This is a genomic window from Robertkochia sediminum (genome assembly GCF_016786255.1).
GTDB classification, from domain to species: Bacteria; Bacteroidota; Bacteroidia; order Flavobacteriales; family Flavobacteriaceae; genus Robertkochia; species Robertkochia sediminum.
Genome location: NZ_JADMKT010000073.1, coordinates 147,045 through 170,852, shown reverse-complemented (window position 1 = coordinate 170,852; position 23,808 = coordinate 147,045). Strand labels below are relative to the sequence as shown.

The window sequence follows — 23,808 nt, the reverse complement described above, 5'->3', positions numbered from 1 at the left end:
AACACTGCATGTCGTTTTGCTATTAATCAACATTATCGTGTAAGAACGAATTATTACTTCTTAGCTGCACCTCGTCATTGCTGTCTGAACCAATGCTCATACGCGATGAAGAAGTGTCCTGAGAGCGATGGTCCTGAAGGTCGATACCCATGCGCTTATAGGCCGGCTGCTTCTCGATCTCATCGATCCTGGCGGTGTTATTCTGAAACTTATAATTGAAATCTTTAAGCTTGCGTCTGCGCTCTTCTGCACGCTTTCTCAAGCTGTCTTCGATCGAACTGTTGAACGGATCGGCTTCTTCTGAAGGCCTCACCTGAGGCACTTCCTCTGCAGGAACCACTTTCTTTTCTACCTGAAACTCTTCTTCCATAACCTCTGCAGGTTTAGGTGTCGGTTTAGATGCCGGCCCGGGTTGTTCTGCACGAGCGCTGTTCAACGTTTCCTCTACGTCCAGGTAATCTCCTAAACTGTATATCGTAGGCTCATCTGCAGGCTTAGGCGTCTCTGACACCACTTCTACAGGGTCCTTAACTTCCATGTCGTTTACCTCGTCGCCGAGATCGAAAGTGATCGTATTGTTCACTTCTTCTTCCTGTGGCTTAGTTTCCTGAAGAGGCAGATCAAAAGACAAAGAGATCTGCTTCTCTTCCTCTTCTCTCTGTAGCTCTTGCGCATCGACCACATCTATTCCGCGGATCTCATTTGTAGTATCGATGATCACAAAATCTTCTTCTTTAGCCTTTACCTCCTCAAAGGTCACCTCCATATTCCTGATCAACTCTGAAGTTGGTACGAGATCTATGGTTGGCACCTCCTGCTTAGGTTGCTGCTGTATTGTTTGCTCCTGTTGCATAGGAAGTTCCGGCTGCACCGGAGCCTCTTCAGGATCTTCCAACTGATGCACTACCGGTTTTGCTGCTTCCGGCCTGGGAGGCTGCTGTACCGGACGGTCGGTTTTAATCATCCCTGTCGCACTTCCTTCAGGACTCAGATCGTGAGTTGCCTTTTGTTCGTCTTCAAGGGTGTGTATAATGCGTTTTACCTCAGTATTGGTGATCTCGTGCTGCTGATCAGAATTAAATCCGGTGGCGATAATGGTTACAGAGATGGCATCACCCAGCTCTTCATCTTCACCAACACCCATAATGATGTTCGCATTATGACCGGCCTCTTCCTGAATATGATCATTGATCTCACCGATCTCATCGAGGGTGATCTCTTCGGTTCCGGAAACTATGAGCAACAATACGTTTTGAGCCCCGGAGATCTTATTGTCATTTAGCAGTGGCGAATCAAGCGCTTTCATGATCGCTTCCTGCGCCCTGTTGGACCCTGTAGATGTAGAAGACCCCATAATGGCGGTACCGCTGTTAGAGAGTACCGTTTTAGCATCCCTGAGGTCGATGTTTTGCGTGTAATGATGTGTAATAACCTCGGCGATACCTCGAGCTGCAGTGGCTAAGACTTCGTCTGCCTTAGAGAATCCGGCTTTAAACCCAAGATTACCGTATACTTCTCTAAGTTTATTGTTATTGATCACAATGAGTGAATCGACATTACTACGCAGGCGCTCTACCCCTTTTTGAGCCTGTGCACATCGATTCTTTCCTTCGAACTGGAACGGACTGGTTACGATACCTACCGTTAAGATGTTCATATCTCTGGCGATCTTAGCAATGATCGGCGCCGCTCCTGTTCCGGTACCACCACCCATTCCGGCAGTGATAAATACCATTTTGGTATTGGTGTCGAGCATGGATTGCAGCTCCTCAAGACTTTCTACCGCAGCCTGCTCTCCTACTTCAGGGTTAGCACCTGCTCCAAGCCCCTCAGTTAGTGAAACGCCGAGTTGGACCTTATTCGGTACCGGACTGTTCTGCAATGCCTGAGCATCTGTATTACACACCACGAAATCGACCCCTTTGATCCCTTGCTGGTACATGTAGTTGATCGCATTGCTTCCTCCTCCGCCTACACCGATCACTTTGATCACATTGCTCTGGTGCTTCGGCAGATCAAATGAAATGTTGCCCAAATTGTTGTTTTCTCCACTCATAATTACACTTTTTTACCCCTATTATTATTGGTTAGTTAACTCCGAAACGGGTTGGGTTATTCGGCGTTATCTAAAAAATCTTTAAGCTTATCTGAAAAGCGTTCCAGGAACGTTTTCTTTGGCGGCTCCTGTTTTTCCGGCTCCTCAGTCTCCCCATCCTCAGGCCCCTCTGTAACCTGTGGCTCATCGATCACTTCCGGCTCTTCTTCAATCACCATGGCGGCGGCATTGCGCTCACGCTGCTCCAGAGCCTTCATGACCAATCCTACTGCCGTGGCATAGATCGGACTGGCTACTTCGGCATCAGAATCACCGGCCAGGTGTTCATTTGGAAAACCGATACGGGTATCCATGCCCGTAATGTATTCCACTAATTGCTTCAAATGCTTAAGCTGACTGCCCCCACCGGTAAGAACGATCCCGGCGATCAGCTTTTTCTTTTGTTCTTCATGACCGTAGTTCTTGATCTCCATATACACCTGCTCGATGATCTCTACCACACGGGCATGGATGATCTTCGAGAGGTTCTTAAGTGTGATCTCTTTGGGTTCACGCCCACGAAGACCAGGTATCGATACGATCTCGTTGTCCTTATTTTCTCCGGGCCATGCAGACCCAAATTTGATCTTAAGCAGCTCTGCCTGTTTTTCAATGATCGAACAGCCCTCCTTAATATCTTCAGTGATCACATTACCTCCAAAGGGGATCACTGCTGTATGTCTTATAATTCCATCTTTAAAAATGGCCAGGTCGGTAGTTCCACCTCCTATATCGATAAGGGCTACCCCGGCCTCTTTCTCTTCCTGGCTTAACACTGCATTTGCCGAAGCCAATGGCTCAAGGGTGATACCCGAAAGATCGAGCCCTGAATTCTTTACACAGCGACCAATATTCCTGATCGAGCTCACCTGCCCTACCACAACGTGGAAATTTGCTTCCAGGCGACCGCCATACATTCCTATAGGCTCCTTGATCTCTGCTTGTCCGTCTACCTTATACTCCTGCGGAAGCACGTGAATGATCTCTTCACCCGGCAGCATCACTAATTTGTACACCTGATTACAAAGGTCGTCTACATCTTCTTCTCCAATAACTTCTTCAGAATTGGTTCTGGTAATGTAATCGCTGTGCTGCAAGCTTCTGATATGTTGACCTGCAATACCCACTACACAGTCGTGTATCTTAACACCTGAAGCACTACCGGCTTCTTCCACAGCCTGTTGTATAGATTGTATGGTCTGGGTAATATTATTCACCACCCCGCGATGTACCCCAAGGCTTTTCGATTTTCCTATACCCAGGATCTCGATCTTACCGTAATCGTTCTTACGGCCAACCATGGCCACGATCTTTGTGGTACCTATATCTAATCCAACAGCGTAATTAGTACTTTCCATATCTTATTTTTTGGTGCACACCACCTGGTTGTCAAAATCCAGGTCTACAGCCTTATACGCGGCCAACGACTTATCTTTGGTGGCTTTCTGGTAGAAAGCTTTAAAATTGTTAAACTTCTTATCGAGTCGTTCCAGGTCACTCAACCTCAAAACGAAATCGTCTGTTCGAAACCGGAGTTTAAATCCGGCCTTGTCCTTGTGAATACCAATGACATTCTTCTTTAAAAAATCATCATGGTAAATAAAATCCGCAAGGTGAAAAACCCCCTGCAATCTATCTTTTGCTACCTGCCCTGTAACCAACGGCACCCTGGCAGCATATACCGGCGACAAAGGCATCCACTTTCCTTCATCGTCTACATAATAATGTTCTTTCCCGGCGACCCTGGCTATCGGGGTACGCTGCACGATACGAGCTCCCAATGTTCCGGATACGGTGAGGCAAACCTCCGCATCCTTGATCATATCATGCTCATTAAGAAGCATTTCGACCTCATTTAAATCTAAACTTTCTCGGTGCACCTTCGAGGCTGTGTCCTTGTTTTGTATCAACAAGTTATTAACCGCATAGTGCGTGATATAGAGCGATTCCTCATTGAGAAATTCGATCTTTGTCTCCTTATTTACTGTACGTTTATCGTTGCGATAATTAGCGAACGAGAATGACACGATAACCAGGAGTACGATCAGCACGATCTTGATATGTTGCACGTACTTTTTCACGATATCAGAACATTTTTTATATCATTCACCATGGCGCCGATATCTCCGGCACCCATAGAAACCACGACCTCGTGTTGGCTCTTTCCTAAATATCCGAGCAGCGCTTCGCGGGTCATGACCTGCTTTCGGGGATGCTCGATCTTGCTCAGCAAAAGGTCGGCATTGATCCCGGGTATGGGCAGCTCACGTGCCGGATAGATCTCCATTAAAATAATCTCGTCGAACTTCTCCAGAGCTCCGGCAAAAGCTTCCAGAAAATCCCTTGTACGACTGTAGAGATGAGGCTGAAAAACAGCTGTGATCCGGCGATCCGGATGAAAACTTCGAACTGCTTCATGCACCGCTTCGATCTCTGTTGGATGATGGGCATAATCATCGATATACACCAATTCAGGGGTGAAGATCTGGTAGGAGAACCGGCGTTTTACACCCTTAAAGCTCTCCAGGGCTTTAGTAAGGCGGTCGAGGGGGGCACCCAGTTCGACCGCCATTCCCAGTGCTACTAAAGCATTAAGCAGGTTGTGCTGTCCAGGCTTTCTGAACACCACCTCGCGTGCCTCGCCATAAGGCGTAACCAAATCGCATGTGTAGGCTGAATTGGAAATCTTAATATTTTCAAACCGGTAATCGGCTTCAGGCTCGAATCCGTAGGTTATCCCATTCAGGGGTAAACCGTAACGCACCAAAAGCTTGCCTCCGGGTTTTATTTTCTTCACAAAGGCCCTGAAGCCTTCTTCGAGAACCGCTTTCTCTCCATAGATATCGAGGTGATCGGCATCCATAGAGGTGACACAGGCAATATCCGGATCGAGCTGCAGGAACGACCTGTCAAACTCGTCGGCTTCCACCACAGTAATCTCCTCACCTTCGATAAGGAAGTTGCTGTTAAAGTTCTCAGACACCCCGCCCAAAAAGGCTGTTATTGGGTATCCTGATGCCTTTAAGAGATGCGCCAGGATACTCGATGTGGTCGTTTTACCGTGCGTACCTGCTACGGCCAGACATTTAGAATCTCTGGTAATGAGACCAAGCACTTCTGCCCGCTTGAGCATGGCAAAACCACCATCGACAAAATAATTCCACTCCACATTAGTCTGAGGAATAGCAGGAGTATACACTACCAAAAGCCTCGGGGTATTTACCCTGAAAGCCTCGGGAATACTATCCGGATGGTCCTCATAATGCACATCGACCCCCTCTTCCTGAAGGGCACGTGTAATAGACGTTGCAGTGCGGTCGTATCCGGCCACCTCCATCCCTCTGAACTTAAAATAACGTGCAAGTCCGGACATACCTATACCTCCTATCCCGAGGAAGTATACTTTATCGATATGTTTAAGATCAAGCGCGTTCATGCTTATTTGTTCTTTCGGATATTTAATATGTTCACGATCTCGTCTACAATGTTCTCTGTTGCCTGTGGCAGGGCCATTTTCCTGATATTTGTTCCCAGCGCCTGTTGTTGCTCTTTAGATGTAATAAGCTCACGAAACACGGTTTCAAAACTCGCATCGAGTTCTTTTTCGGACAACATCAGGGCAGCACCTTTCTCCACCACCGCCATCGCATTTTTTGTTTGATGGTCTTCGGCAACATTAGGCGAAGGAATGAACAGCACCGGTTTTCCAACGATCGAAAGCTCGGAAACCGAACTTGCTCCCGCACGTGAGATCATTACCGAGGCACACCCATAGGCCAGATCCATCCGGCTTATAAAAGGCTTCACTTTTACACCTTCAGCCGCTAAATGCTTATACTGCTCATAATACAGCTTACCACATTGCCAAAGCACCTGCACCCCGAGCTCTTTGAACAGGTCGAGGTGTTGCGCCACCAGCTCATTGATGCGTTTTGCCCCCAGGCTACCTCCCATCACAAAGAGTACAGGCTTTCCGGATTCAAAGTCAAAGTAGGACATGGCCTCTTCTTTGAGATGATCGATCTTTAAAAGGTCGCTCCTTACCGGGTTACCGGTCTTAACGATCTTAGCAGCCGGAAAAAATCGCTCCAGGCCGTCATAGGCAACAAATATCTTTTCGGCCTGTGGTGCCAGCCACTTATTAGTGATCCCGGGATAAGAATTTTGCTCCTGAAGCACACAAGGCACCTGCATCGAAGCAGCCATCTTTAAAAGGGGACCGCTGGCAAAACCACCCGTACCAACAACAAGATCCGGCTCAAACGCCTTGATGATCTGTCTTGAACGGAAAAGGCTGCTTATAAGCTTAAAGGGAAACATCAGGTTGGTAAGGGTTAGCTTACGCTGAATTCCCGAGATCCACAATCCTTTGATATCAAATCCTTCTTGTGGCACTTTCTCCATTTCCATTTTATCCTTAGCTCCTACAAAAAGGAACGAGGCCTGCGGATAACGGGCCTGGAGTGCCTTCGCAATGGCTATAGCAGGATAGATGTGTCCTCCTGTACCTCCTCCGGATAATATGAACTTATAATTACTCACTTAATACCGCTATCGGATTAGATTCTTTCTCATTCATTTCTTCTTCTTGCTCCAAGGACTCTTGTCTTTTGGCGCTCACACTTAATATAACCCCCAATGCAACACAGGTCATCCATATAGAGGTACCTCCACTACTAATGAGCGGCAGGGTTTGCCCGGTTACGGGAAATAATTCTACAGCAACAGCCATATTCACAAAGGCCTGAAACACTATGGGCAAGCCCACTGCGGCAACAGCCAGCTTTCCATAGACCGAATCGGCCTTATGGGCTACCACTACAATGCGAAACAGCAATAACAGGTACAGGAACACCAGTACCAATCCGCCGGCAAGGCCGTACTCTTCCACAATAATGGCAAAAATAAAATCTGATGAACTTTGAGGCAGGAAATTCTTCATAACGCTCTTTCCTGCACCCATTCCTACGATACCTCCCTGGGCTATGGCGATCTTCGCCTTCTCGATCTGGTAATTATCTGAGGCATCCTCATTATCTCCCGTAAAACTTTCGATCCTGCTTATCCAGGTATCCACCCTGTTGGGAAATACACCCGGGAAGGCCTTGGCCGTAAGCACGAACATCGCAAATACTACCAGTCCGGCTCCCAGAATACCCAGCAGGTATTTTATCGGGTAACCGCCGAGGAAGCACACCATAAGAACCATTACAAAAAGGATCGCCGTCGTAGAAAAATTGGCTGGCAAAATTAAACCTAAAACCAAAAAAACAGGCATCCAAAGCGGAAGAATTGAGTCTTTAAAACGAGGTTTTTCATTCCTTATACGCGACAGGTAACGTGCCACATTGAGTAACAGCACAATAGCCGCCAGGGTAGAGGTCTGAAAAGAGACACCCACGAACGGAATGCGTATCCATCGGCTGGCATTGGCACCTCCAATCGTGGTGCCCTGAGCCAGAGTATAGGCTAACAACCCCAAAACCAGCGGTAAGGCCAGAATAGACAGTCCTTTAAAGTAACGGTAAGGTATTTTATGTACACCATAGATAATCCCGAATCCAACGGCCAGCAATCCACCGTGCTTTATCAGGTGCCCCAGGGTGGTCCCGTTACCTACCACGTACACCAGGTTGGTACTGGCGCTGTACACAGGCAGAAACGATATCACCGCCAAGAGGGTCACTATGGCCCAGATGGTCCTATCTCCTTTTATGTTGTTAAATATAGCTTGCACTTAAGCAGGTACTTAGTTTATTGGTTACTACGTCTACAACGATCTTACAGCATTCTTAAACTGATTCCCTCTGTCTTCATAACTCTCAAAGAGATCAAAGGAGGCACACGCCGGAGAAAGCAACACACTCTCCCCTTTATCGGCGATCTTATGCGCCATTTGCACCGCCTCGCTCATGGAGGTGGTCTCCACCATCACATCGACAACATTACCGAAGGTGTTCATTAGCTTGGCATTATCAACCCCAAGGCAGATGATCGCCTTCACCTTCTCGCGTACCATAGACATCAAAGGCAAATAATCATTTCCCTTATCTACACCTCCAACGATCCACACGGTAGGCGTTTTCATGCTTTCAAGCGCAAAGTAGGTAGCATTCACATTGGTAGCCTTAGAGTCGTTGATAAAAACCACATCATGGATCTTTAGCACCTGCTCCAGGCGGTGTTCTACCCCCTGAAAACTCTGCATGCTGTCTCTGATGGTCGATTTTCTGATCTTTAATAGCTGGGCAACTGCCGAAGCTGCCATGGCATTCTTTTGATTGTGCTTTCCTTGCAAGGTTAGGGTCTCTGTAGACATGTTTAATTGCTGGTTATTGATGTTTATTTTTATTTCGTTTTCTATTATACAAACGCCTTCTTCAGGCTCCTTCTCCAGGGAGAACGGTATCAAACGGGAGCGCACGGGGTGCTGCTCCAGCCACCCGGTGATCACCGGGTCATCGGCATCGTAAATGAGGTAATCTTCCTCTGTCTGGTTCATAGCGATCCGAAACTTCGATGCGATATACTTTTCAAACTGATATTCATAACGGTCCAAATGGTCGGGGGTGATGTTGGTGATCACCGCGATATGCGGCCTAAAATCAACGATACCATCGAGCTGAAAACTACTGATCTCAAGCACGTAGTACTCCGGCGATCGCGTTGCTACCATTTGCGCGAAACTATCACCGATATTTCCGGCCATGGCCACATCTAATCCCGCCTCTTTCAAGACGTGATCGGTAAGCATGGTCGTAGTGGTTTTCCCATTACTCCCGGTGATCCCTACAAGCACTGCATCGGTATAGCTGGCTGCAAATTCGATCTCTGAGATCACCTTGACCCCGGCTTCATGAAGTTTTTTCACCAAAGGAGCCGTATCGGGTATCCCCGGACTCTTCATGACCAGATCGGCATTAAGGATCTCCGATTCTGTGTGTCCGCCTTCTTCCCAGCGGATCTCGTTATGAATAAGAACGTTCTTATATTCGGGCTTGATCCGGCCTTTATCAGAGACAAAGACCTCAAAGCCCTTCTTTTTTCCTAAAATGGCGGTTCCTACACCGCTCTCTCCACCACCAAGCACTGCCAGCCGTTGCATACTACCTCAGTTTTAAAGTCACTATAGACAATACGGCGAGGATAATACCAACGATCCAAAAGCGGGTTACGATCTTACTCTCGTGATACCCTTTTTTCTGGTAGTGATGATGCAAAGGCGACATGAGAAAAATGCGCCTTCCTTCTCCAAACTTTTTCTTGGTGTACTTGAACCAGGACACCTGCATAACCACCGACAGGTTTTCTGCCAGGAAGATCCCGCAAAGCACAGGGATCAACAATTCCTTGCGTACAGCAATAGCGATCACAGCAATGATCCCACCGATAGTAAGACTACCTGTATCACCCATAAATACCTGGGCCGGATAGGTGTTATACCACAGGAACCCGACAAGAGCTCCAACAAAGGCTGAAATAAATATGGTTATCTCTCCCACTCTGGGGATGTACATGATATTCAGGTAATCTGAAAAGATGATATTACCAGAAACCCAGGCAAAGATCCCGAGGGTCAAGGCAATAATGGCAGAACTTCCGGCAGCGAGTCCGTCGATCCCATCCGTAAGGTTGGCCCCGTTAGAAACGGCAGTGATAATAAAGATCACGATGGGTATGAACAGTAACCAGGCGTAATCGCGGTAATTCTCACCGGTCCAGGCCAAAAGCTCGGAATAATCAAATTCGTTATTCTTTACAAAGGGGATGGTTGTCTTGGTAGACTTCTCTTCGGCCGTATATTCCTTATTCAATCTTTCTGATGCGTCTACCTGCACATTTTCAACCTGAACACCGGCCGGCGCCTTAAGCTCTTCTTTGACCGTCACCTCCGGGTGCATATACAGGGTAACCCCAACAATGATCCCGATCCCGATCTGTCCGATCACTTTAAAGCGACCTTTTAATCCTTCCTTGTCTTTCTTGAAGGTTTTGATATAATCGTCTACGAACCCGATAACACCCATCCAAATGGTGGTAGCAATAAGCAGCTCGATGTACACATTATCCAGTTTTGCAAAAAGCAGTACAGGAATAAGGGTAGCCAGGATAATAATAACCCCACCCATGGTAGGCGTTCCGGCCTTTTGCGACTGCCCCTCAAGGCCCAATTCGCGCACACTTTCTCCTATTTGCTTTTTGCGCAGATAATTAATGATCTTCTTACCGTAAATTGTCGAGATCAGCAAAGACAATATAATCGCCGCTGCCGCTCTAAAGGAGATAAACTCAAAGAGTCCCGCCCCCGGCAATTGATATTCTCTTTCCAAAAACTCAAATAAATAGTACAGCATATATCTTATTTTGAGATCCTATAACACTCAGGATCCGGTCTTATTTATCTAATTGGTTCAACAGTTCTTTTACCACCTTGAGGTCGTCAAAATCGGTACGCACCCCATTCACCTCCTGGTAGGTTTCATGCCCTTTTCCGGCGATCAGGATAATATCTCCTTTTTCGGCCATGGCACATGCGGTTTTTATGGCTTGCTTTCTATCAACAACAGAAAGGGTCTTTTTAAAGTTTTGGGCTTGCACCCCTTGCTCCATCTCTCCAATAATGGTTTGTGGGTCTTCTGTTCTCGGATTATCAGAAGTAAAGATGGCTTTATTGCTCATACGTGATGCGATATCGGCCATAACCGGACGCTTGGTCTTATCCCTGTCGCCTCCACACCCCACAACTGTAATGAGCACTTCATTACCCGTACGCACTGCGTTAATGGTGCTCAACACATTCTCTAATGCATCGGGAGTATGCGCATAATCCACGATGGCCGTGATCTTTCCGGCAGACACAAAATGCTGAAATCTACCACCCACACTCTCCAGTTCGCTCAACATACGAAGCACCTCAAAAGTCTCCAGCCCTAAAAGCGTTGCTGCCCCGTACACTGCAAGCAAATTGTACGCATTAAACTTCCCAATGAGCCTGCTCCACACTTCGTGATCGTCGATTTTCAGTACTAGACCGCTTAATTGGTTCTCCAGCACCTGCGCCCTGAAATCGGCGTAAGAACGCACGGCATAGGTATGTTTTTGCGCCCGGGTATTCTGAAGCATGACCATTCCGTTCTTGTCGTCGTTATTGGTCAAAGCAAAAGCTCCGGCCGGGAGACCATCAAAAAAGCGTTTCTTCACATCGCGGTAAGCAGCAAAAGTCTTGTGGTAATCCAGGTGGTCATGACTAAGGTTGGTAAAAATACCCCCCTTAAAGGTCAATCCGCCTGTGCGCTCCTGATCGATACCATGCGAGCTTACCTCCATAAAGCAGAACTCCACACCCTCCTGGTTCATCAGGTGCAGGTACTTGTTGATGCTCATGGAATCAGGGGTGGTGTGGGTGGCAGGGTATTCCTTCTCACCCACCATCACCCTAACTGTAGAAAGTAATCCTACCTTGTATCCCGCTTTGATAAAGAGTTGATATAAAAGAGAAGTCACGGTAGTCTTTCCATTGGTACCGGTCACTCCGACCAGCTGTAGGTTTGCTGAAGGATTATCGTAGAAGTTCGAAGCCATTACTGCAAGCGCCAGCTTGGTATCGGCCACCTGCACATAGGTAACCCCATTGACCAATTGCTCCGGCATCACCTCACAGATCACAGCCAAAGCTCCCTGGTCTAAAGCCTTGGAAATATAAGCATGGCCATCGACCTGCACTCCGCCGATAGCAACGAAAACATCATCGAGCCCAACCTTTCGCGAATCGAAATTGACCTCGTTGATGCGGATATCGGTACTTCCGACTACAGCTTCAATATTGACCTTATAGAGTATGTCTTTTAATATCTTCATGACAGCTTCAACACCACCTTTTTATTATCTTCAATTTTCACACCGCTCTTAGGCATCTGCTTTACAACTCTTCCCTGACCTTCGACCTCTACTTGCAACCCAAGGTTTTCAAGGAGCGAAACAGCATCCATCCCACTCATTCCTTTTACATCGGGAATAGCCTGATGGGAACCGCGCACCTTGGCGTAATAGGCCTCGTAACTTTTAAGAGCCGGTTTATTTTCTTTATTCAACTCATCGACCGTATCGATAAGCGGTGAATTGGTATAGATCTTATGAGCGATACTTTTAAATACAGGACCCGATACATCTGCACCGTAATACCCAACACTCTTATCGGGCTCATGGATCACAACGATACAAGAGTATTTAGGCGCCTCGGCAGGAAAGTACCCCACGAAAGACGAGATATAATTAAGTTTACTCTTATCGCGGTAATCCTTTTGTGCAGTACCCGTTTTTCCGGCCATGGAAAAGTTCGGACTATAGAGCCGGTGTCCCGTTCCATGCTCTTTCTCCACCACATTCTTCAACATGGACTGTAATTTCTTTACAGTTTCCTTTGAGCAGATCGACGGATTGAGCACCTCTTTCTCCATGATCTTTACAGGCTGATCCCATTGCCTTACCTCCTTAATGAGTCTTGGCTTCACCATTTCTCCATCATTAGCAACGGCATTGTACAAGCTTAGGATCTGTAATGGCGTAAGCTCAACCCCATACCCGTAAGCCATCCACTGCAAAGAGATCCCACTCCAGTCTTTATCGTTAGGATAGGGTATTATCGGATTTGCTTCACCCTCAATAGGCAAGCCGAGAGGCTTATTGAGGCCTATATTATATATTCTGTTTACGAAACGTTCCGGCTGATCTCCGTAGAACTCATCGATCACCTTCACCACTCCGGTATTCGAAGAAACTTCAAACACCTTAGAGGCTGTGATCTCTCCGTATCCACCCCTCCGGGAATCCCTTACGGCCTTCCCGTAGAATCGGAGCACTCCATTCTCTGTATCGATCACCGTGCTGGTGTCTACCGCTTTGTCTTCAAGGGCTGCCATCATAGACATAAGCTTAAAGGTAGACCCCGGCTCGAGTGACTCTCCAATAGCATAATTGAGGCGTTCGTAATATGTTCCGCTTTTTGTTCTTCCGAGGTTAGAGATCGCTTTCACTTCTCCGGTCTCGACCTCCATGACCACCACACAACCGTGGTCGGCATTGTATTTTTCCAACTGGGTCAATAAGGCGTGATGGGCAACATCCTGGATATTGATATCGATCGTAGAAACAACATCGTACCCATCAACTGGCTCCACCTCATTGTAATCGGTAATAGGCTTCCATTGCCCCTTGGCGATCTTTTGCTTCAACCTTCTCCCCTGCTTCCCTCTCAGGTATTCTCCAAAGGCGCGCTCCAGCCCTACCCCGAAATATTTTGACGTTTCGGCATTGAACTTCTCCCACCCCACACTTCGCTCGGCAATAGCCCCGAGCGGGTGCTCGCGTTGCGTCTCCTGCTCTACGATGCGTCCGCCCTTATAGGGACCAAGATCCAACATCGGGAAATTACTAACCCGTAAATAATCGGTATATCCCAGGTCACGGGCAAGGAGTAAATACCTATTCTTAGAAGCTCTTGCCTTACGCATGAGGTTCTGGTAATACGAAGAAGGTTTACCAAAAACCAACGACAGTGAATCGGAAAGCGCCTTTACATGCGCTTCAAAAACCTCTTGTTTTGGCGTTACAGCATCGAATCTCACATCGTAGCGCGTAACCGATGTTGCAAGAAGGCTCCCATCGTCCGAATAGAGATTCCCACGATTGGGCTCGATCACGAAATTCCGGATCGTACTGTCTTCTGCTTTTTTCTTGTAATGATCCCCTTCGACCACCTGGATGGTTACAAGTTTAACCACCACAGCCATGGCAAAGAGAAACATACAGCCGGCCACAAAATACAATCGGTTTGATATGTTCTTTTCGGTTATTGCCATGCTTATTAATCCCTGCTTACTACCTTTATTTTTTTCGGCGGTGCCTCTGACGGCACCAACCCATACTTTTCTACGTTGCTCCTTACATTCGATTCCAGCCTTCGCTGCTGTAACCGGGTTCGAACATCAACGAACTCACTCTTCAACTCCATCACTTCATCACTGAGCTCTGCCAGCTGATGCACCTTGCGATCGGCCTGGTGCGCACTTGTGATCATGATCCCCGCCAGCAGTGAAACAAAAAATATGAACCTCCAGTTCTTTCCCGCATCACCACTTATCAAAAAATTTCCTCTTAAGACATCTAAAAGTCTCCCCTTCATAAACTACAATCGTTCTGCTATCCTCAGACGAGCACTTCTGGCCCGGTTATTTTCTGCTATCTCTTCAGCCGAAGGCTTGATCAACCCTCCAACCTTTTTGAACGGCACAAGAAGATTTCCGTAAAAATCCTTCTCCGGCTCGCCCTCAAATTTTCCACTCCTTATAAAGTTCTTCACCAACCGGTCTTCCAGGGAGTGATAACTTATCAAACTCAACCTCCCCCCGGGCTTTAACACCTCCGGCATTTGCATCAGGAATTCCTTTAACACTTCGATCTCCTGATTTACTTCGATCCGGATGGCCTGATAAATGGGCGCCAGGATCTTTTGCTCCTTATGTGCAGGCAACAATCTACCCATCGCCTTCTTCAACCCGTCGGTAGTTTCTATCTCACCCTTCTCCCTATGAGCAACAATGGCCCGGGCAACCGCACCGGCATTTTTAACTTCACCATACATGCGCAATACAGTTCGAAGGTCTTCTTCACTATACTCATTAACCACCTGATAGGCCGACAACTCACTCCTCTTACTCATTCGCATATCCAAACCTGCATCGAATCGTGTTGAAAATCCGCGCTCCGCCACATCGAACTGATGGGAAGAAACCCCGAAATCACCAAGCACACCATCCACCTGCTTTACGCCTTCAAATCGTAAAAAGCGTTTGATAAACCTGAAGTTCTCATGAATAAGCGTAAACCGATCATCATCCAGGGCATTAGCCAAAGCATCCTCATCCTGATCAAAGGCGATCAAACGCCCCTGAGACCCAAGTCTGCTCAGGATCTCTTTTGAATGACCACCCCCGCCAAAGGTCACATCAACATAAACCCCATCGGGCTTAATTGCCAAACCATCTACGGTCTCCTTTAACAATACGGGATTATGATACTCACTCATCCTGATCCAAACTTAAATTCCCCATTACCTCTTCTGCCAGCTCAGAGAACCCATCGGCCCCTTCGTCCAACACATTATAATACCGCTCTTTATCCCAAAGCTCCATTCGACCAATAGTCTCACTCAACACCACCTCCTTGGTAATCCCGGCAAATTCCATGAGATTACGCGGAATGGACAAGCGTCCGTTTCCGTCTACCTGAACCAGGCGAACACCAGCCGTAAACTGACGAATAAAGTCATTATTCTTTTTTACGAACCGATTCAACTTCCCCACTTTCGCAGCTTCCTTCTTCCATTCCTCCACGGTATAGATCTCCAGACAATGCTGAAAAATGGACCTTTTGATCACCAAACCCTCGTGAAGCACAGGCGCAAGTTTGGCCCTTAGCGAGGAAGGCACCATAACGCGCCCCTTGCTATCTGCCTTGCACTCATACTCTTCGGTAAATTCGAACATACGACAATACGGATTCGGTGTTATTTTTCAAATATATAGAAATATTTACCACTTTTTACCACAAGTGAACACTTTTTACCACATTGTTGATAAATTACCCCGACATCCCTCGCAAACCAAGCAACAGTCTGGGGTACAAGAGTGTGAAAAAGTGGGAATCGAGGTAAACGCATCACAAAAACCCTCGAAAAAAACCAACATGGAGCAGCCATGAATACCTGTATTTCAAAAACGTTAAAATATCGTTGAAATGCCTATATTTGTTTCCATCAAAACATGTAACCGACCATTAATGGCATACGAATTAAAGAAGGAAGGCAAGTTTACCTATATAGAAGTTGGCCAGGGAACACCCATCATCGTCTTGCACGGACTCATGGGAGGTCTGAGTAATTTTAGTGGAGTTACCGATTATTTTTCACAAAGGGGATACAAGGTACTCATCCCGGAACTACCCATATACAGCATGTCACTGCTGAAGACCACCGTAAAAAGTTTCGCCAATTTCCTTGAAGAATTCATAGAATACAAAGCACTGGACCAGGTGATCCTGCTGGGAAATTCCCTCGGCGGACACATCGGACTGCTACATACCAAATTATACCCACAAAAGGTAAAAGGACTGGTGATCACCGGAAGCTCAGGACTATATGAAAATGCCATGGGCGACGGATACCCTAAGCGCGGAGATTACGAGTACATAAAAAAGAAGAGTGAGGACGTATTTTACGACCCTAAGATCGCCACGAAAGAGATCGTAGATGAGGTTTACGCTACGGTTAACGATCGCGCAAAATTGGTCAAGACACTCGCCATAGCCAAAAGTGCTATAAGACATAACATGGCTAAAGATCTTCCGGCGATGGATACCCCTACCTGTATTATCTGGGGTAAGAACGACACGGTAACCCCTCCTAATGTTGCCGACGAATTCAACCGATTGCTTCCGGATTCCAATCTGTTCTGGATAGATCAGTGTGGTCATGCCCCCATGATGGAACATCCTGACGAATTCAACAGGATCCTCGAAGAGTGGCTTACCTCACGTAATTTTTAGATCATGCATATAAAATCGGCCTCTTTCGTGATGAGTAATACCGATGTCGGGAAATGTCCTAAGGACCGTCTTCCGGAATACGCCTTTATCGGGAGGTCGAATGTGGGCAAATCGTCCCTCATCAACATGCTTACCGAGCGCAAGAGCCTAGCCAAGACCTCCGGCAGACCGGGGAAGACCCAACTCATCAACCACTTTCTGATCAATAAGAACTGGTTCCTGGTAGACCTTCCCGGATACGGATATGCAAGGGTATCAAAAACTGCAAAGAAGACCTTTCAGAAATTCATCACCAACTATTTCTCTAAGCGAGAACAGTTGGTTTCTGCCTTTGTACTGATCGATGTTCGTCACGAACCTCAGAAAATCGACCAGGAATTCATGGAGTGGCTCGGAGAACATCAGATCCCTTTCTCCATTATCTTTACCAAGGGCGACAAGCTCAAGCCCGCGGCCCTGGAACGCAACGTAAAAGACTACCTAAAAAAAATGGAAGAAGGCGTTTGGGAGCAGGCTCCGAATCATTTTGTAACCTCTTCATCCAGCGGCCTCGGAAGGGAAGATGTTCTGGAGTATATCGACGCGATCAACAAAGAGATCGGTGGCCAGGCACCCTAAAACCAAACTTCACGCTTTAGACGTTACACATTGCTATAGCCGTAGGTATTGTGCTGTAGGTTGTATGCTGTACACTTTAAGCTGTAGGCGGTAGGCTATACGCTGTAAGCTGTACGCTGCAAGCCATAGGCTGTACGCAGTAAGCTATAGGTTGTTGGCTGCAGGCTGTAAGATGTACGCTGTAAGCTGTAGACTGTACGCTTTAAGCTGTTGGCTGTAAGCTGTACGCTGCAGGCTATAAGTATTAGACATCAGGGGAAACCCCATAATCCTAAAATAAAAGATGGCGAATAATACCCCGGAATCTCTCAGAACTCCGGGAGTATTTTAACTTATCTTTAGTTGTAAAAGGGTATTATTACTCTTGTTTGAGTTCGAGTTTTTCTGCAAAGTAATCGCAAAAATCCCTCATCGTAGCCGACATTTTCTCGTCCTGGGTGGCTTGCTCAAAGGTATTTGCCATAGAAACCAGGGTTTGATGAAAGAACTTCTTCATTTCGTCTACAGGCATATCCTTGGTCCAGAGATCGATCTTCAGGGTTTCCTGACGGGCGCTATCCCAGACCGATAAGAGCACCGCTTTGGTATCGGCATTGCTTACGCCGCCATCTTCAGCACTCCATTTTAATTTTTCGGGAATCCTGTTCTCATCAAGACCTACGGTTATATTAATATCAGAAGTATGCTTAACTGCCATTATTTTAAAGGTTTAAAACGGGAATCATTAAATATCTTTTCAGCCGGTTCTCCCAGCATTTGCTGCAAAGATACTTCATTATTTTCCATATAGGCACTTACGATCTGCCAACCTATATACCTCCCAACGCGTCCCGGGGAATCGTGGTCCAGTTCGAGGTAGAACTTGGAGAAGGGGGCGGGATTCAAAAAGCGCTGATCCAGTTTACTATCGGTAGAAAATAAGAGATCACGATCTATAAAATACCTCCAGATCTCACTCTCATTGGCTTGCACCCAGGCAAACTCATTTTCTGTATACCCCATGACCGCAGCACCGGAAGCTTCCGGCAACAGTTGTTGCATAAGGTAATGAAGCTTACCAAAATAGATGACCTTAGCCAGGAAGCTTCTGTTTTCCGGACCACTAACCAATCTAAGCGCCACCTGTTCTGCAACATCCACCGGAATACGCTCAGGCTCCAGGTTTTTCCTGATGTATTGCTGTATCCCTTCGTAGAATCGGTGATCTGCACCCAGGTAATTATCAAGTCCAATAAGCAAAAGAGAGTCTGCGTAGATCACCCGGTTACGATAATCCACATCAGAGGTTACGGTAACCACATCGGGTATCGTTAGGTTAGGAAAATAATAATGAACGTGCTTAAAAAGGGTTTCAAGTGTATTGGTTTGCGAATCGAATCCCGAAAATTTATTACTCACCTCGATCAGTAGCTCCTGCTGCAAGGTATCTTCCATTCGCTTGTACCACACCGAATCGGCAAACTGCGCCGGAAAAAGATACGGGAACTGCTCTTTGAGCACCGGCAGGTCATTCTGACCGGCAGCAGCAAAAGCAAGATCAAATCGTTTTACCTCCAGATCGACATCTATAGCTGCGATCTCTTTTTCCCTTTGATCCATTTGAGAACAGGAATAAAAGCCGGCAACCACCATTAATAAGATCAGGATTTTCTTCATTTGTTCGTATTTTACTTAACAACCTGCCCGTTGAATGACAGGAGAATGATTTATTTTTGTGTGAGATTGTTCAAAACTAAAAATAATAACGTAAATCCCGACTCCAACCGGGACGAATAAAATCAAACACCCATTATGGATGCAGCAGCAGTAACCAATCACATCGTAAACTGGCTTAAAAACTACGCGCAGAACGCAGGAATGAAAGGATTTGTGGTCGGGATCTCCGGCGGGATCGATTCGGCCGTCACCTCTGCCCTATGCGCCAGAACGGGAATGGAAGTTCTCTGCCTTGAAATGCCCATTCACCAGGCTCCAAACCAGGTAAGCCGTGCCCTCAACCACATTGCCTGGCTGCAGGAGCACCACGACCTTGTACGAATGACCCAGGTAAACCTGACCCCGGTTTTCGATGCTCTTATCGACACGCTACCGGCGGTCGAAAAAGAGGAAGACCGCTTTATGTCGCTTGCTAATACACGCGCAAGACTGCGCATGACCTCCCTCTATTATTTTGCTGCCCTTGAAAAACTCCTGGTGGCAGGAACGGGTAATAAAGTGGAAGATTTCGGAGTTGGCTTTTACACCAAGTACGGCGACGGAGGAGTCGATCTGAGTCCGATAGCCGACCTTCTAAAAACCGAAGTGTACGAAATAGCTGCCTATTTAGGGATCAATCAAGACATCATGGAGGCAGCTCCCACCGACGGACTTTGGGGTGATGACCGCACCGATGAAGACCAGATCGGAGCCTCCTACCCTGAACTGGAATGGGCGATGGCTGAAGATGAAAAAGGCACTACTTCTGATGAATTAAGCGGTAGAAAAAAAGAAGTTTTTGATATCTACAAGCGCCTCAACAGGGCAAATAAGCATAAAATGGAGCCAATTCCGGTATGCACTATACCGTTGAACCTGAAATAATTACAGAATAAAAGAAAGTTTTTTCAACTATTTTGTGGTAGTATTTTTTTTAGTTATTTTTACGTATAATTCATCCCCATTTTCCCTTCACAGATCTTATAATTGAGCTTGCGTCACTTTGGCTGTCTTTTTAATTAATTAAAAAAACGCATTATGATCAAAGTATTAGTGGCCGATAATCATCCCGTTGTGAGAGAGGGACTGAATGCTGCCTTAGGAAGGACTGAAGAGTTTGATGTTATCGCCAGTGTCAGTACCACATCAGAATTGTTTGACGCTCTGGCAATGGAAAAGCCAGATGTTGTACTCCTGGAAATGGACATCCCGGAAGTAAATGGGATCACGGCACTCCGAAAAATGAAGAAAGACTATAGCGATGTAAAAGTGCTTATATTCAGCGCACAGGCAGAAGATGTTTACGCGCTGTCCACACTAAGGGCAGGAGCTTCGGGATACGTTTCAAAAACCGCTACCATTAGCACCTTAAAGAATGCCATAAGTAAAGTTGCAGAAGGCGGCATGTTTATTACCAATGAACTCGCACAGCGCCTTGCCTTTGATGAAAGCACGAACAAACCAAGAAGATTTTTCCGAAAACTCTCTACCCGTGAGGTCGAAGTCCTTAAACTTCTCGCCTCCGGAAAACGCAATAAGCACGTAGCAGAAGAACTGGGATTGAACGAAAAAACAGTAAGCACCTACAAGGCCCGCCTAATGAGAAAGCTCAATGTAGACAATATGGTAGATATGCTACAGCAGGCTAAGGCACTCGAGCTTTACTAGAGTACGCGGTTCAATTTATAAGACAATAACTTTTTTAGTTGGTGGTAATTCATGATCTCTTCGAGAATTTCATGAGTACCACCTTCTGCTTTTAAGACATCATCCTGCAACTGATCTACCCGCTTATCGATAAGATGGCACCGTAGCGAAAGGATGGTTTCACTCACCAGCTGGGTCATTCCTGCTTTTTTTTCTTTTACCAGGATGTTATTCTTCTCCCAATTATGCAGACTGTACTTTTCATCGTCCATAAGCATGGACGACAATTCTGAGGCTATGGCCGTGTCTAAATTATTCAGAAAACCATCTACCGAGAACGCCTCATCGGCATTCATCTGACTAATAAGGCGCTCGTAGACCTCCCTGAACATCGGATTAGAGAGTTCTACCTCATCCTGTTGCAGATCCAGGTAGATCTTTTCAAACACCTTTGCTTGTTGGGTCTCAGGCTCGAGCACAAGCTCCCCGTCTTCATCTTCCCTTAGAAAAAGATCCTGAAAATCGCCTTCTTCGAGTCCGTACAATAACAAAAGCTCAATGATCTTACGTTCCAGGAACTGCTGCGTATCGATCTTTTCCACCTGGGGTTCAGGTCGAACCACTTCAAAGGCCTTTTGCTCCCTTTTATGTTTCTTATTGGCCTCATCCAGATCTTTCCTGTCCTGTTGCGCAAGACTACTGTACAAGACCTCTTCTGAGATATCCATAATACGGGAACACTCTCGTATATAGACCTCCTGTTGTATGCGATCGGGGATCTTTCCAATACTGTTGATGATATCCCTGATCGTAGCCGCTTTTTTAACCGGGTCATGCTGTGTTTCATTCACCAGAACAGAAGCCTTGAACTGAATAAAATCCTTGGCCTGGGTTTCGAGAAAATACTGAAGTTCCTCGGGCGTATTTGACGCAGCAAAGCTATCGGGATCTTCCCCCTCGGGGAAAGTAACCACCTTCACGTTCATACCTTGCTCCAGGATAAGATCGATACCACGCATGGAAGCCCTTAATCCGGCAGCATCCCCGTCAAAAAGAACGGTAATATTCCTGGTCAAACGGCTTATCAGGCGTATCTGCTCTGAGGTAAGTGCAGTACCGCTGGAAGCTACCACGTTGGTGATGCCACTTTGATAAAACTGGATCACATCGGTATATCCTTCTACCAGGTAACAATTATCTTCCTTGGCTATGGTTTGCTTTGCCTGATACAGTCCATAAAGCACCTTACTTTTATGGTAGATATCACTCTCGGGAGAATTGAGGTATTTGGCTGCCTTTTTATCGTTCTTCAGGATCCTTCCTCCGAAACCGAGCACCCGACCACTCATGGAGTGAATAGGAAACATCACCCTCCCCTTAAAGCGATCAAAGAACCGATCTTCTCCCTTTACGATGGTAAGTCCGGTCTTTTCGAGAAATTCGAGTTGATACCCCTTATCCAGAGCAGCCCTGGTAAAGGCATCCCACTCATCGAGGCAATACCCTAAATGGAACTTTCTAAGGGTCTCATCTTTAAATCCGCGCTCCTTAAAATAGCTGAGTCCAATAGCCTTTCCGGGCTCTGTATTGTTCATGGTATCTTCAAAATACTGCCGCGCAAACTCAGAGACCAGGTACATACTTTCGCGTTCGCTGGCCTTTTCTTTCTGCTCATTGGTTTGCTCGGTCTCCTCGATCTCGATACCGTATTTTTTAGCGAGATATTTTATGGCTTCAGGGTAATTAAAATGTTCGTGCTCCATTAAGAATGCCACCACATTACCGCCTTTCCCACTACTAAAGTCTTTCCAGATCTGCTTTACGGGAGAAACCATAAAACTGGGGGTGCGCTCATCGGTAAAGGGACTGAGCCCTTTATAGTTCGAACCTGAGCGCTTGAGCTGCACAAAATCGCCGATCACCTCCTCTAAGCGGGCGGCATCGAACACCTTGTCTATGGTCTCTTTTTTGATCAATGGATAAGACTTTGGATTAAAAATAAGGATTCCCGCCGTGAAGCGGGAATCAAAAATAAACAAATTCTATTTAGTGATCAGAGCTCCCAACGCAGCCCGAATGCAACCTCATGCTGATCGGGGTTAGGATCCTTAAAGATCGTATTTAATCCGTAGCGTGCATACAGGGTGAGATCGCCAAACCCCACATACCCTGCGAGACCGTATACGGTATTAGAGGTGTTGTAGCTGTTCTTGATCTTCTCCTTGGTACGTTCGCCATCGATCTTGTATTTTAGCTTGTGCCGTGTGGTATAGTTTAACCCCGCATAACCCCCGAGTCCGACCCGGAATTTTCTATGCGTACTAAAACGAACGCTATTATTACTCTCGATACGCCTTGAAGGCCCCATCTCAAAATACACAGGTATTACGAGGTTATCCATTCGGAGCTTGGATTTCTTAAGATCACCATCAAAGGGCTCCAGCAGGGTCAGGTCGCCATCGCGAACAAAATAACGATCGTCTTCCGGCTTAAATCCGTTGAATTGAAAGTTGATCCCATAGACCAAACGCAGCCAGTTGGTGTCTTCAAAGACCCTGGTTTTAAATTGCCACCCTATTTCAAAGAAGCGACTACCGCCAATTTTATACGGACTATCATCCAGAGAGCCTCCATCGACCAGGGCATTACTAAACCCGGCTGCGATCACGAGATTTCCTTTGGTTCGTCTGCTCACCGACCAACCTTCGTGACATGAAAAGCAATCAAAGTCGCCAAAATAAAACCACTCGTCCCGGTCTTTTCCCTCCCTTTTGCGGTACACTACCTCTTCGGGCTCATCGGAGATGGTTACGAACTCGCCTCTTTTAACGAGCTCCATTTTATTTTCGATAATGGCTGTACGATTCTCAATGTTGCGGGCAGTGACCAGGGCAGCGGCCTCCTTTTTTTGTTTTGCCTGCTCTGCTGTGATCAGCCCATCGGAGAGCTCTTTGTCTATCTCTTCTAACTTTTGCTTCAGCAGGGCGCGTTCTTCTTCAAGCATTTCTGCTTTTACCTTTTCCAGACGCTCCAGCCGGGCCTTAACGGCAGGCGTCATTTCTGATTTTCCCTCCTGAGCCTGTAGCGGCAAGGCCGTGAGAAGCATGGCCCCGAAGAGGGCAATGATGGTTGATTTAAACATGATCTAAAAA

Annotated in this window: 21 protein-coding genes; 4 read left to right on the top strand and 17 right to left on the bottom strand. The window is 46.6% G+C overall.

From position 1 onward, the window contains the following. Positions 1-22: 22 nt before the first annotated feature. Genes ftsZ through IS446_RS06650 form a run of 13 tightly spaced genes read right to left on the bottom strand, consistent with a single transcriptional unit; the run spans position 23 to position 15,639 of the window. Positions 23-2,056 (bottom strand): cell division protein FtsZ, encoded by a 2,034-nt coding sequence (gene ftsZ, locus IS446_RS06710; RefSeq protein ID WP_203059241.1) that lies wholly within the window; start codon positions 2,054-2,056, stop codon positions 23-25. 56 nt (positions 2,057-2,112) lie between these two features. Continuing rightward, positions 2,113-3,453 (bottom strand): cell division protein FtsA, encoded by a 1,341-nt coding sequence (ftsA, locus tag IS446_RS06705; protein ID WP_203059240.1) that lies wholly within the window; start codon positions 3,451-3,453, stop codon positions 2,113-2,115. A gap of 3 nt (positions 3,454-3,456) precedes the next feature. After that, positions 3,457-4,176 (bottom strand): cell division protein FtsQ/DivIB, encoded by a 720-nt coding sequence (locus IS446_RS06700; RefSeq protein ID WP_203059239.1) that lies wholly within the window; start codon positions 4,174-4,176, stop codon positions 3,457-3,459. Then, positions 4,173-5,531 (bottom strand): UDP-N-acetylmuramate--L-alanine ligase, encoded by a 1,359-nt coding sequence (gene murC / locus IS446_RS06695; RefSeq protein WP_203059238.1) that lies wholly within the window; start codon positions 5,529-5,531, stop codon positions 4,173-4,175. Before murC ends, IS446_RS06700 begins: the two co-directional genes overlap by 4 nt. Positions 5,532-5,533: 2 nt before the next feature. Continuing rightward, on the bottom strand, positions 5,534-6,637 hold the full coding sequence (murG, locus tag IS446_RS06690) for an undecaprenyldiphospho-muramoylpentapeptide beta-N-acetylglucosaminyltransferase (RefSeq protein ID WP_203059237.1): 1,104 nt from the start codon (positions 6,635-6,637) through the stop codon (positions 5,534-5,536). Next, positions 6,630-7,832, bottom strand: coding sequence for an FtsW/RodA/SpoVE family cell cycle protein (locus IS446_RS06685; RefSeq protein WP_203059236.1), 1,203 nt, complete (start codon positions 7,830-7,832; stop codon positions 6,630-6,632). The genes murG and IS446_RS06685 overlap by 8 nt, the downstream gene beginning before the upstream one ends. A 33-nt stretch (positions 7,833-7,865) precedes the next feature. Beyond that, positions 7,866-9,200, bottom strand: coding sequence for a UDP-N-acetylmuramoyl-L-alanine--D-glutamate ligase (gene murD / locus IS446_RS06680; RefSeq protein WP_203059235.1), 1,335 nt, complete (start codon positions 9,198-9,200; stop codon positions 7,866-7,868). Position 9,201: 1 nt separating this feature from the next. After that, a complete protein-coding gene (mraY, locus tag IS446_RS06675; RefSeq protein ID WP_203059234.1) occupies positions 9,202-10,449 on the bottom strand; it encodes a phospho-N-acetylmuramoyl-pentapeptide-transferase in 1,248 nt (415 codons plus the stop codon). 40 nt (positions 10,450-10,489) lie between these two features. Continuing rightward, complete coding sequence (locus IS446_RS06670; protein WP_203059233.1) at positions 10,490-11,953, bottom strand: UDP-N-acetylmuramoyl-L-alanyl-D-glutamate--2,6-diaminopimelate ligase; 1,464 nt, start codon at positions 11,951-11,953, stop codon at positions 10,490-10,492. After that, entirely contained in the window at positions 11,950-13,953 is a 2,004-nt protein-coding gene (locus tag IS446_RS06665) for a penicillin-binding protein (protein ID WP_203059232.1), read from the bottom strand. The genes IS446_RS06670 and IS446_RS06665 overlap by 4 nt, the downstream gene beginning before the upstream one ends. Positions 13,954-13,958: 5 nt before the next feature. Next, on the bottom strand, positions 13,959-14,276 hold the full coding sequence (locus IS446_RS06660; RefSeq protein WP_203059231.1) for an FtsL-like putative cell division protein: 318 nt from the start codon (positions 14,274-14,276) through the stop codon (positions 13,959-13,961). Between the two features lie 3 nt (positions 14,277-14,279). After that, entirely contained in the window at positions 14,280-15,179 is a 900-nt protein-coding gene (gene rsmH, locus IS446_RS06655) for a 16S rRNA (cytosine(1402)-N(4))-methyltransferase RsmH (protein WP_203059230.1), read from the bottom strand. Next, on the bottom strand, positions 15,172-15,639 hold the full coding sequence (locus IS446_RS06650; protein ID WP_203059229.1) for a division/cell wall cluster transcriptional repressor MraZ: 468 nt from the start codon (positions 15,637-15,639) through the stop codon (positions 15,172-15,174). Before IS446_RS06650 ends, rsmH begins: the two co-directional genes overlap by 8 nt. A 292-nt stretch (positions 15,640-15,931) precedes the next feature. Between IS446_RS06650 and IS446_RS06645 the strand changes: the two genes are divergently transcribed. Together IS446_RS06645 and yihA are read left to right on the top strand one after the other, a co-directional pair. Then, positions 15,932-16,696 carry an alpha/beta fold hydrolase gene (locus IS446_RS06645; protein ID WP_203059228.1) on the top strand — a complete coding sequence of 255 codons (765 nt, stop codon included), beginning with the start codon at positions 15,932-15,934 and terminating at the stop codon, positions 16,694-16,696. A gap of 3 nt (positions 16,697-16,699) precedes the next feature. Then, positions 16,700-17,314 (top strand): ribosome biogenesis GTP-binding protein YihA/YsxC, encoded by a 615-nt coding sequence (gene yihA / locus IS446_RS06640; protein WP_203059227.1) that lies wholly within the window; start codon positions 16,700-16,702, stop codon positions 17,312-17,314. Positions 17,315-17,672: 358 nt separating this feature from the next. Here the strand turns inward: yihA and gldC are convergent, their stop codons facing one another. Then, positions 17,673-18,011 carry a gliding motility protein GldC gene (gene gldC, locus IS446_RS06635; protein ID WP_203059226.1) on the bottom strand — a complete coding sequence of 113 codons (339 nt, stop codon included), beginning with the start codon at positions 18,009-18,011 and terminating at the stop codon, positions 17,673-17,675. Continuing rightward, a complete protein-coding gene (gene gldB, locus IS446_RS06630; RefSeq protein ID WP_203059225.1) occupies positions 18,011-18,970 on the bottom strand; it encodes a gliding motility lipoprotein GldB in 960 nt (319 codons plus the stop codon). Before gldB ends, gldC begins: the two co-directional genes overlap by 1 nt. 135 nt (positions 18,971-19,105) lie before the next feature. Between gldB and nadE the strand changes: the two genes are divergently transcribed. Both nadE and IS446_RS06620 read left to right on the top strand, forming a co-directional pair. Continuing rightward, the gene (nadE, locus tag IS446_RS06625) at positions 19,106-19,894 is read left to right on the top strand and encodes an NAD(+) synthase (RefSeq protein ID WP_203059224.1); all 789 of its coding nucleotides are present in this window, start codon (positions 19,106-19,108) and stop codon (positions 19,892-19,894) included. 153 nt (positions 19,895-20,047) lie between these two features. Beyond that, positions 20,048-20,677 (top strand): response regulator, encoded by a 630-nt coding sequence (locus IS446_RS06620; protein WP_203059223.1) that lies wholly within the window; start codon positions 20,048-20,050, stop codon positions 20,675-20,677. Here IS446_RS06620 and dnaG read toward each other — a convergent pair. Next, on the bottom strand, positions 20,674-22,632 hold the full coding sequence (gene dnaG, locus IS446_RS06615) for a DNA primase (protein WP_203059222.1): 1,959 nt from the start codon (positions 22,630-22,632) through the stop codon (positions 20,674-20,676). The genes IS446_RS06620 and dnaG overlap by 4 nt on opposite strands. A 77-nt stretch (positions 22,633-22,709) precedes the next feature. Next, on the bottom strand, positions 22,710-23,798 hold the full coding sequence (locus IS446_RS06610; protein ID WP_203059221.1) for a hypothetical protein: 1,089 nt from the start codon (positions 23,796-23,798) through the stop codon (positions 22,710-22,712). Between the last annotated feature and the right edge of the window lie 10 nt (positions 23,799-23,808).

What these genes read in the sequence shown, in the direction of transcription:
- IS446_RS06670 (WP_203059233.1), bottom strand. Translation starts at nt 11,953, where the DNA reads ATGAAGATATTAAAAGACATACTCTATAAGGTCAATATTGAAGCTGTA.
- IS446_RS06620 (WP_203059223.1), top strand. Translation starts at nt 20,048, where the DNA reads ATGATCAAAGTATTAGTGGCCGATAATCATCCCGTTGTGAGAGAGGGA.
- rsmH (WP_203059230.1), bottom strand. Translation starts at nt 15,179, where the DNA reads ATGAGTGAGTATCATAATCCCGTATTGTTAAAGGAGACCGTAGATGGT.
- murD (WP_203059235.1), bottom strand. Translation starts at nt 9,200, where the DNA reads ATGCAACGGCTGGCAGTGCTTGGTGGTGGAGAGAGCGGTGTAGGAACC.
- ftsA (WP_203059240.1), bottom strand. Translation starts at nt 3,453, where the DNA reads ATGGAAAGTACTAATTACGCTGTTGGATTAGATATAGGTACCACAAAG.
- ftsZ (WP_203059241.1), bottom strand. Translation starts at nt 2,056, where the DNA reads ATGAGTGGAGAAAACAACAATTTGGGCAACATTTCATTTGATCTGCCG.
- IS446_RS06610 (WP_203059221.1), bottom strand. Translation starts at nt 23,798, where the DNA reads ATGTTTAAATCAACCATCATTGCCCTCTTCGGGGCCATGCTTCTCACG.
- IS446_RS06660 (WP_203059231.1), bottom strand. Translation starts at nt 14,276, where the DNA reads ATGAAGGGGAGACTTTTAGATGTCTTAAGAGGAAATTTTTTGATAAGT.
- IS446_RS06665 (WP_203059232.1), bottom strand. Translation starts at nt 13,953, where the DNA reads ATGGCAATAACCGAAAAGAACATATCAAACCGATTGTATTTTGTGGCC.
- gldC (WP_203059226.1), bottom strand. Translation starts at nt 18,011, where the DNA reads ATGGCAGTTAAGCATACTTCTGATATTAATATAACCGTAGGTCTTGAT.
- yihA (WP_203059227.1), top strand. Translation starts at nt 16,700, where the DNA reads ATGCATATAAAATCGGCCTCTTTCGTGATGAGTAATACCGATGTCGGG.
- IS446_RS06650 (WP_203059229.1), bottom strand. Translation starts at nt 15,639, where the DNA reads ATGTTCGAATTTACCGAAGAGTATGAGTGCAAGGCAGATAGCAAGGGG.
- nadE (WP_203059224.1), top strand. Translation starts at nt 19,106, where the DNA reads ATGGATGCAGCAGCAGTAACCAATCACATCGTAAACTGGCTTAAAAAC.
- murC (WP_203059238.1), bottom strand. Translation starts at nt 5,531, where the DNA reads ATGAACGCGCTTGATCTTAAACATATCGATAAAGTATACTTCCTCGGG.
- mraY (WP_203059234.1), bottom strand. Translation starts at nt 10,449, where the DNA reads ATGCTGTACTATTTATTTGAGTTTTTGGAAAGAGAATATCAATTGCCG.
- IS446_RS06645 (WP_203059228.1), top strand. Translation starts at nt 15,932, where the DNA reads ATGGCATACGAATTAAAGAAGGAAGGCAAGTTTACCTATATAGAAGTT.
- gldB (WP_203059225.1), bottom strand. Translation starts at nt 18,970, where the DNA reads ATGAAGAAAATCCTGATCTTATTAATGGTGGTTGCCGGCTTTTATTCC.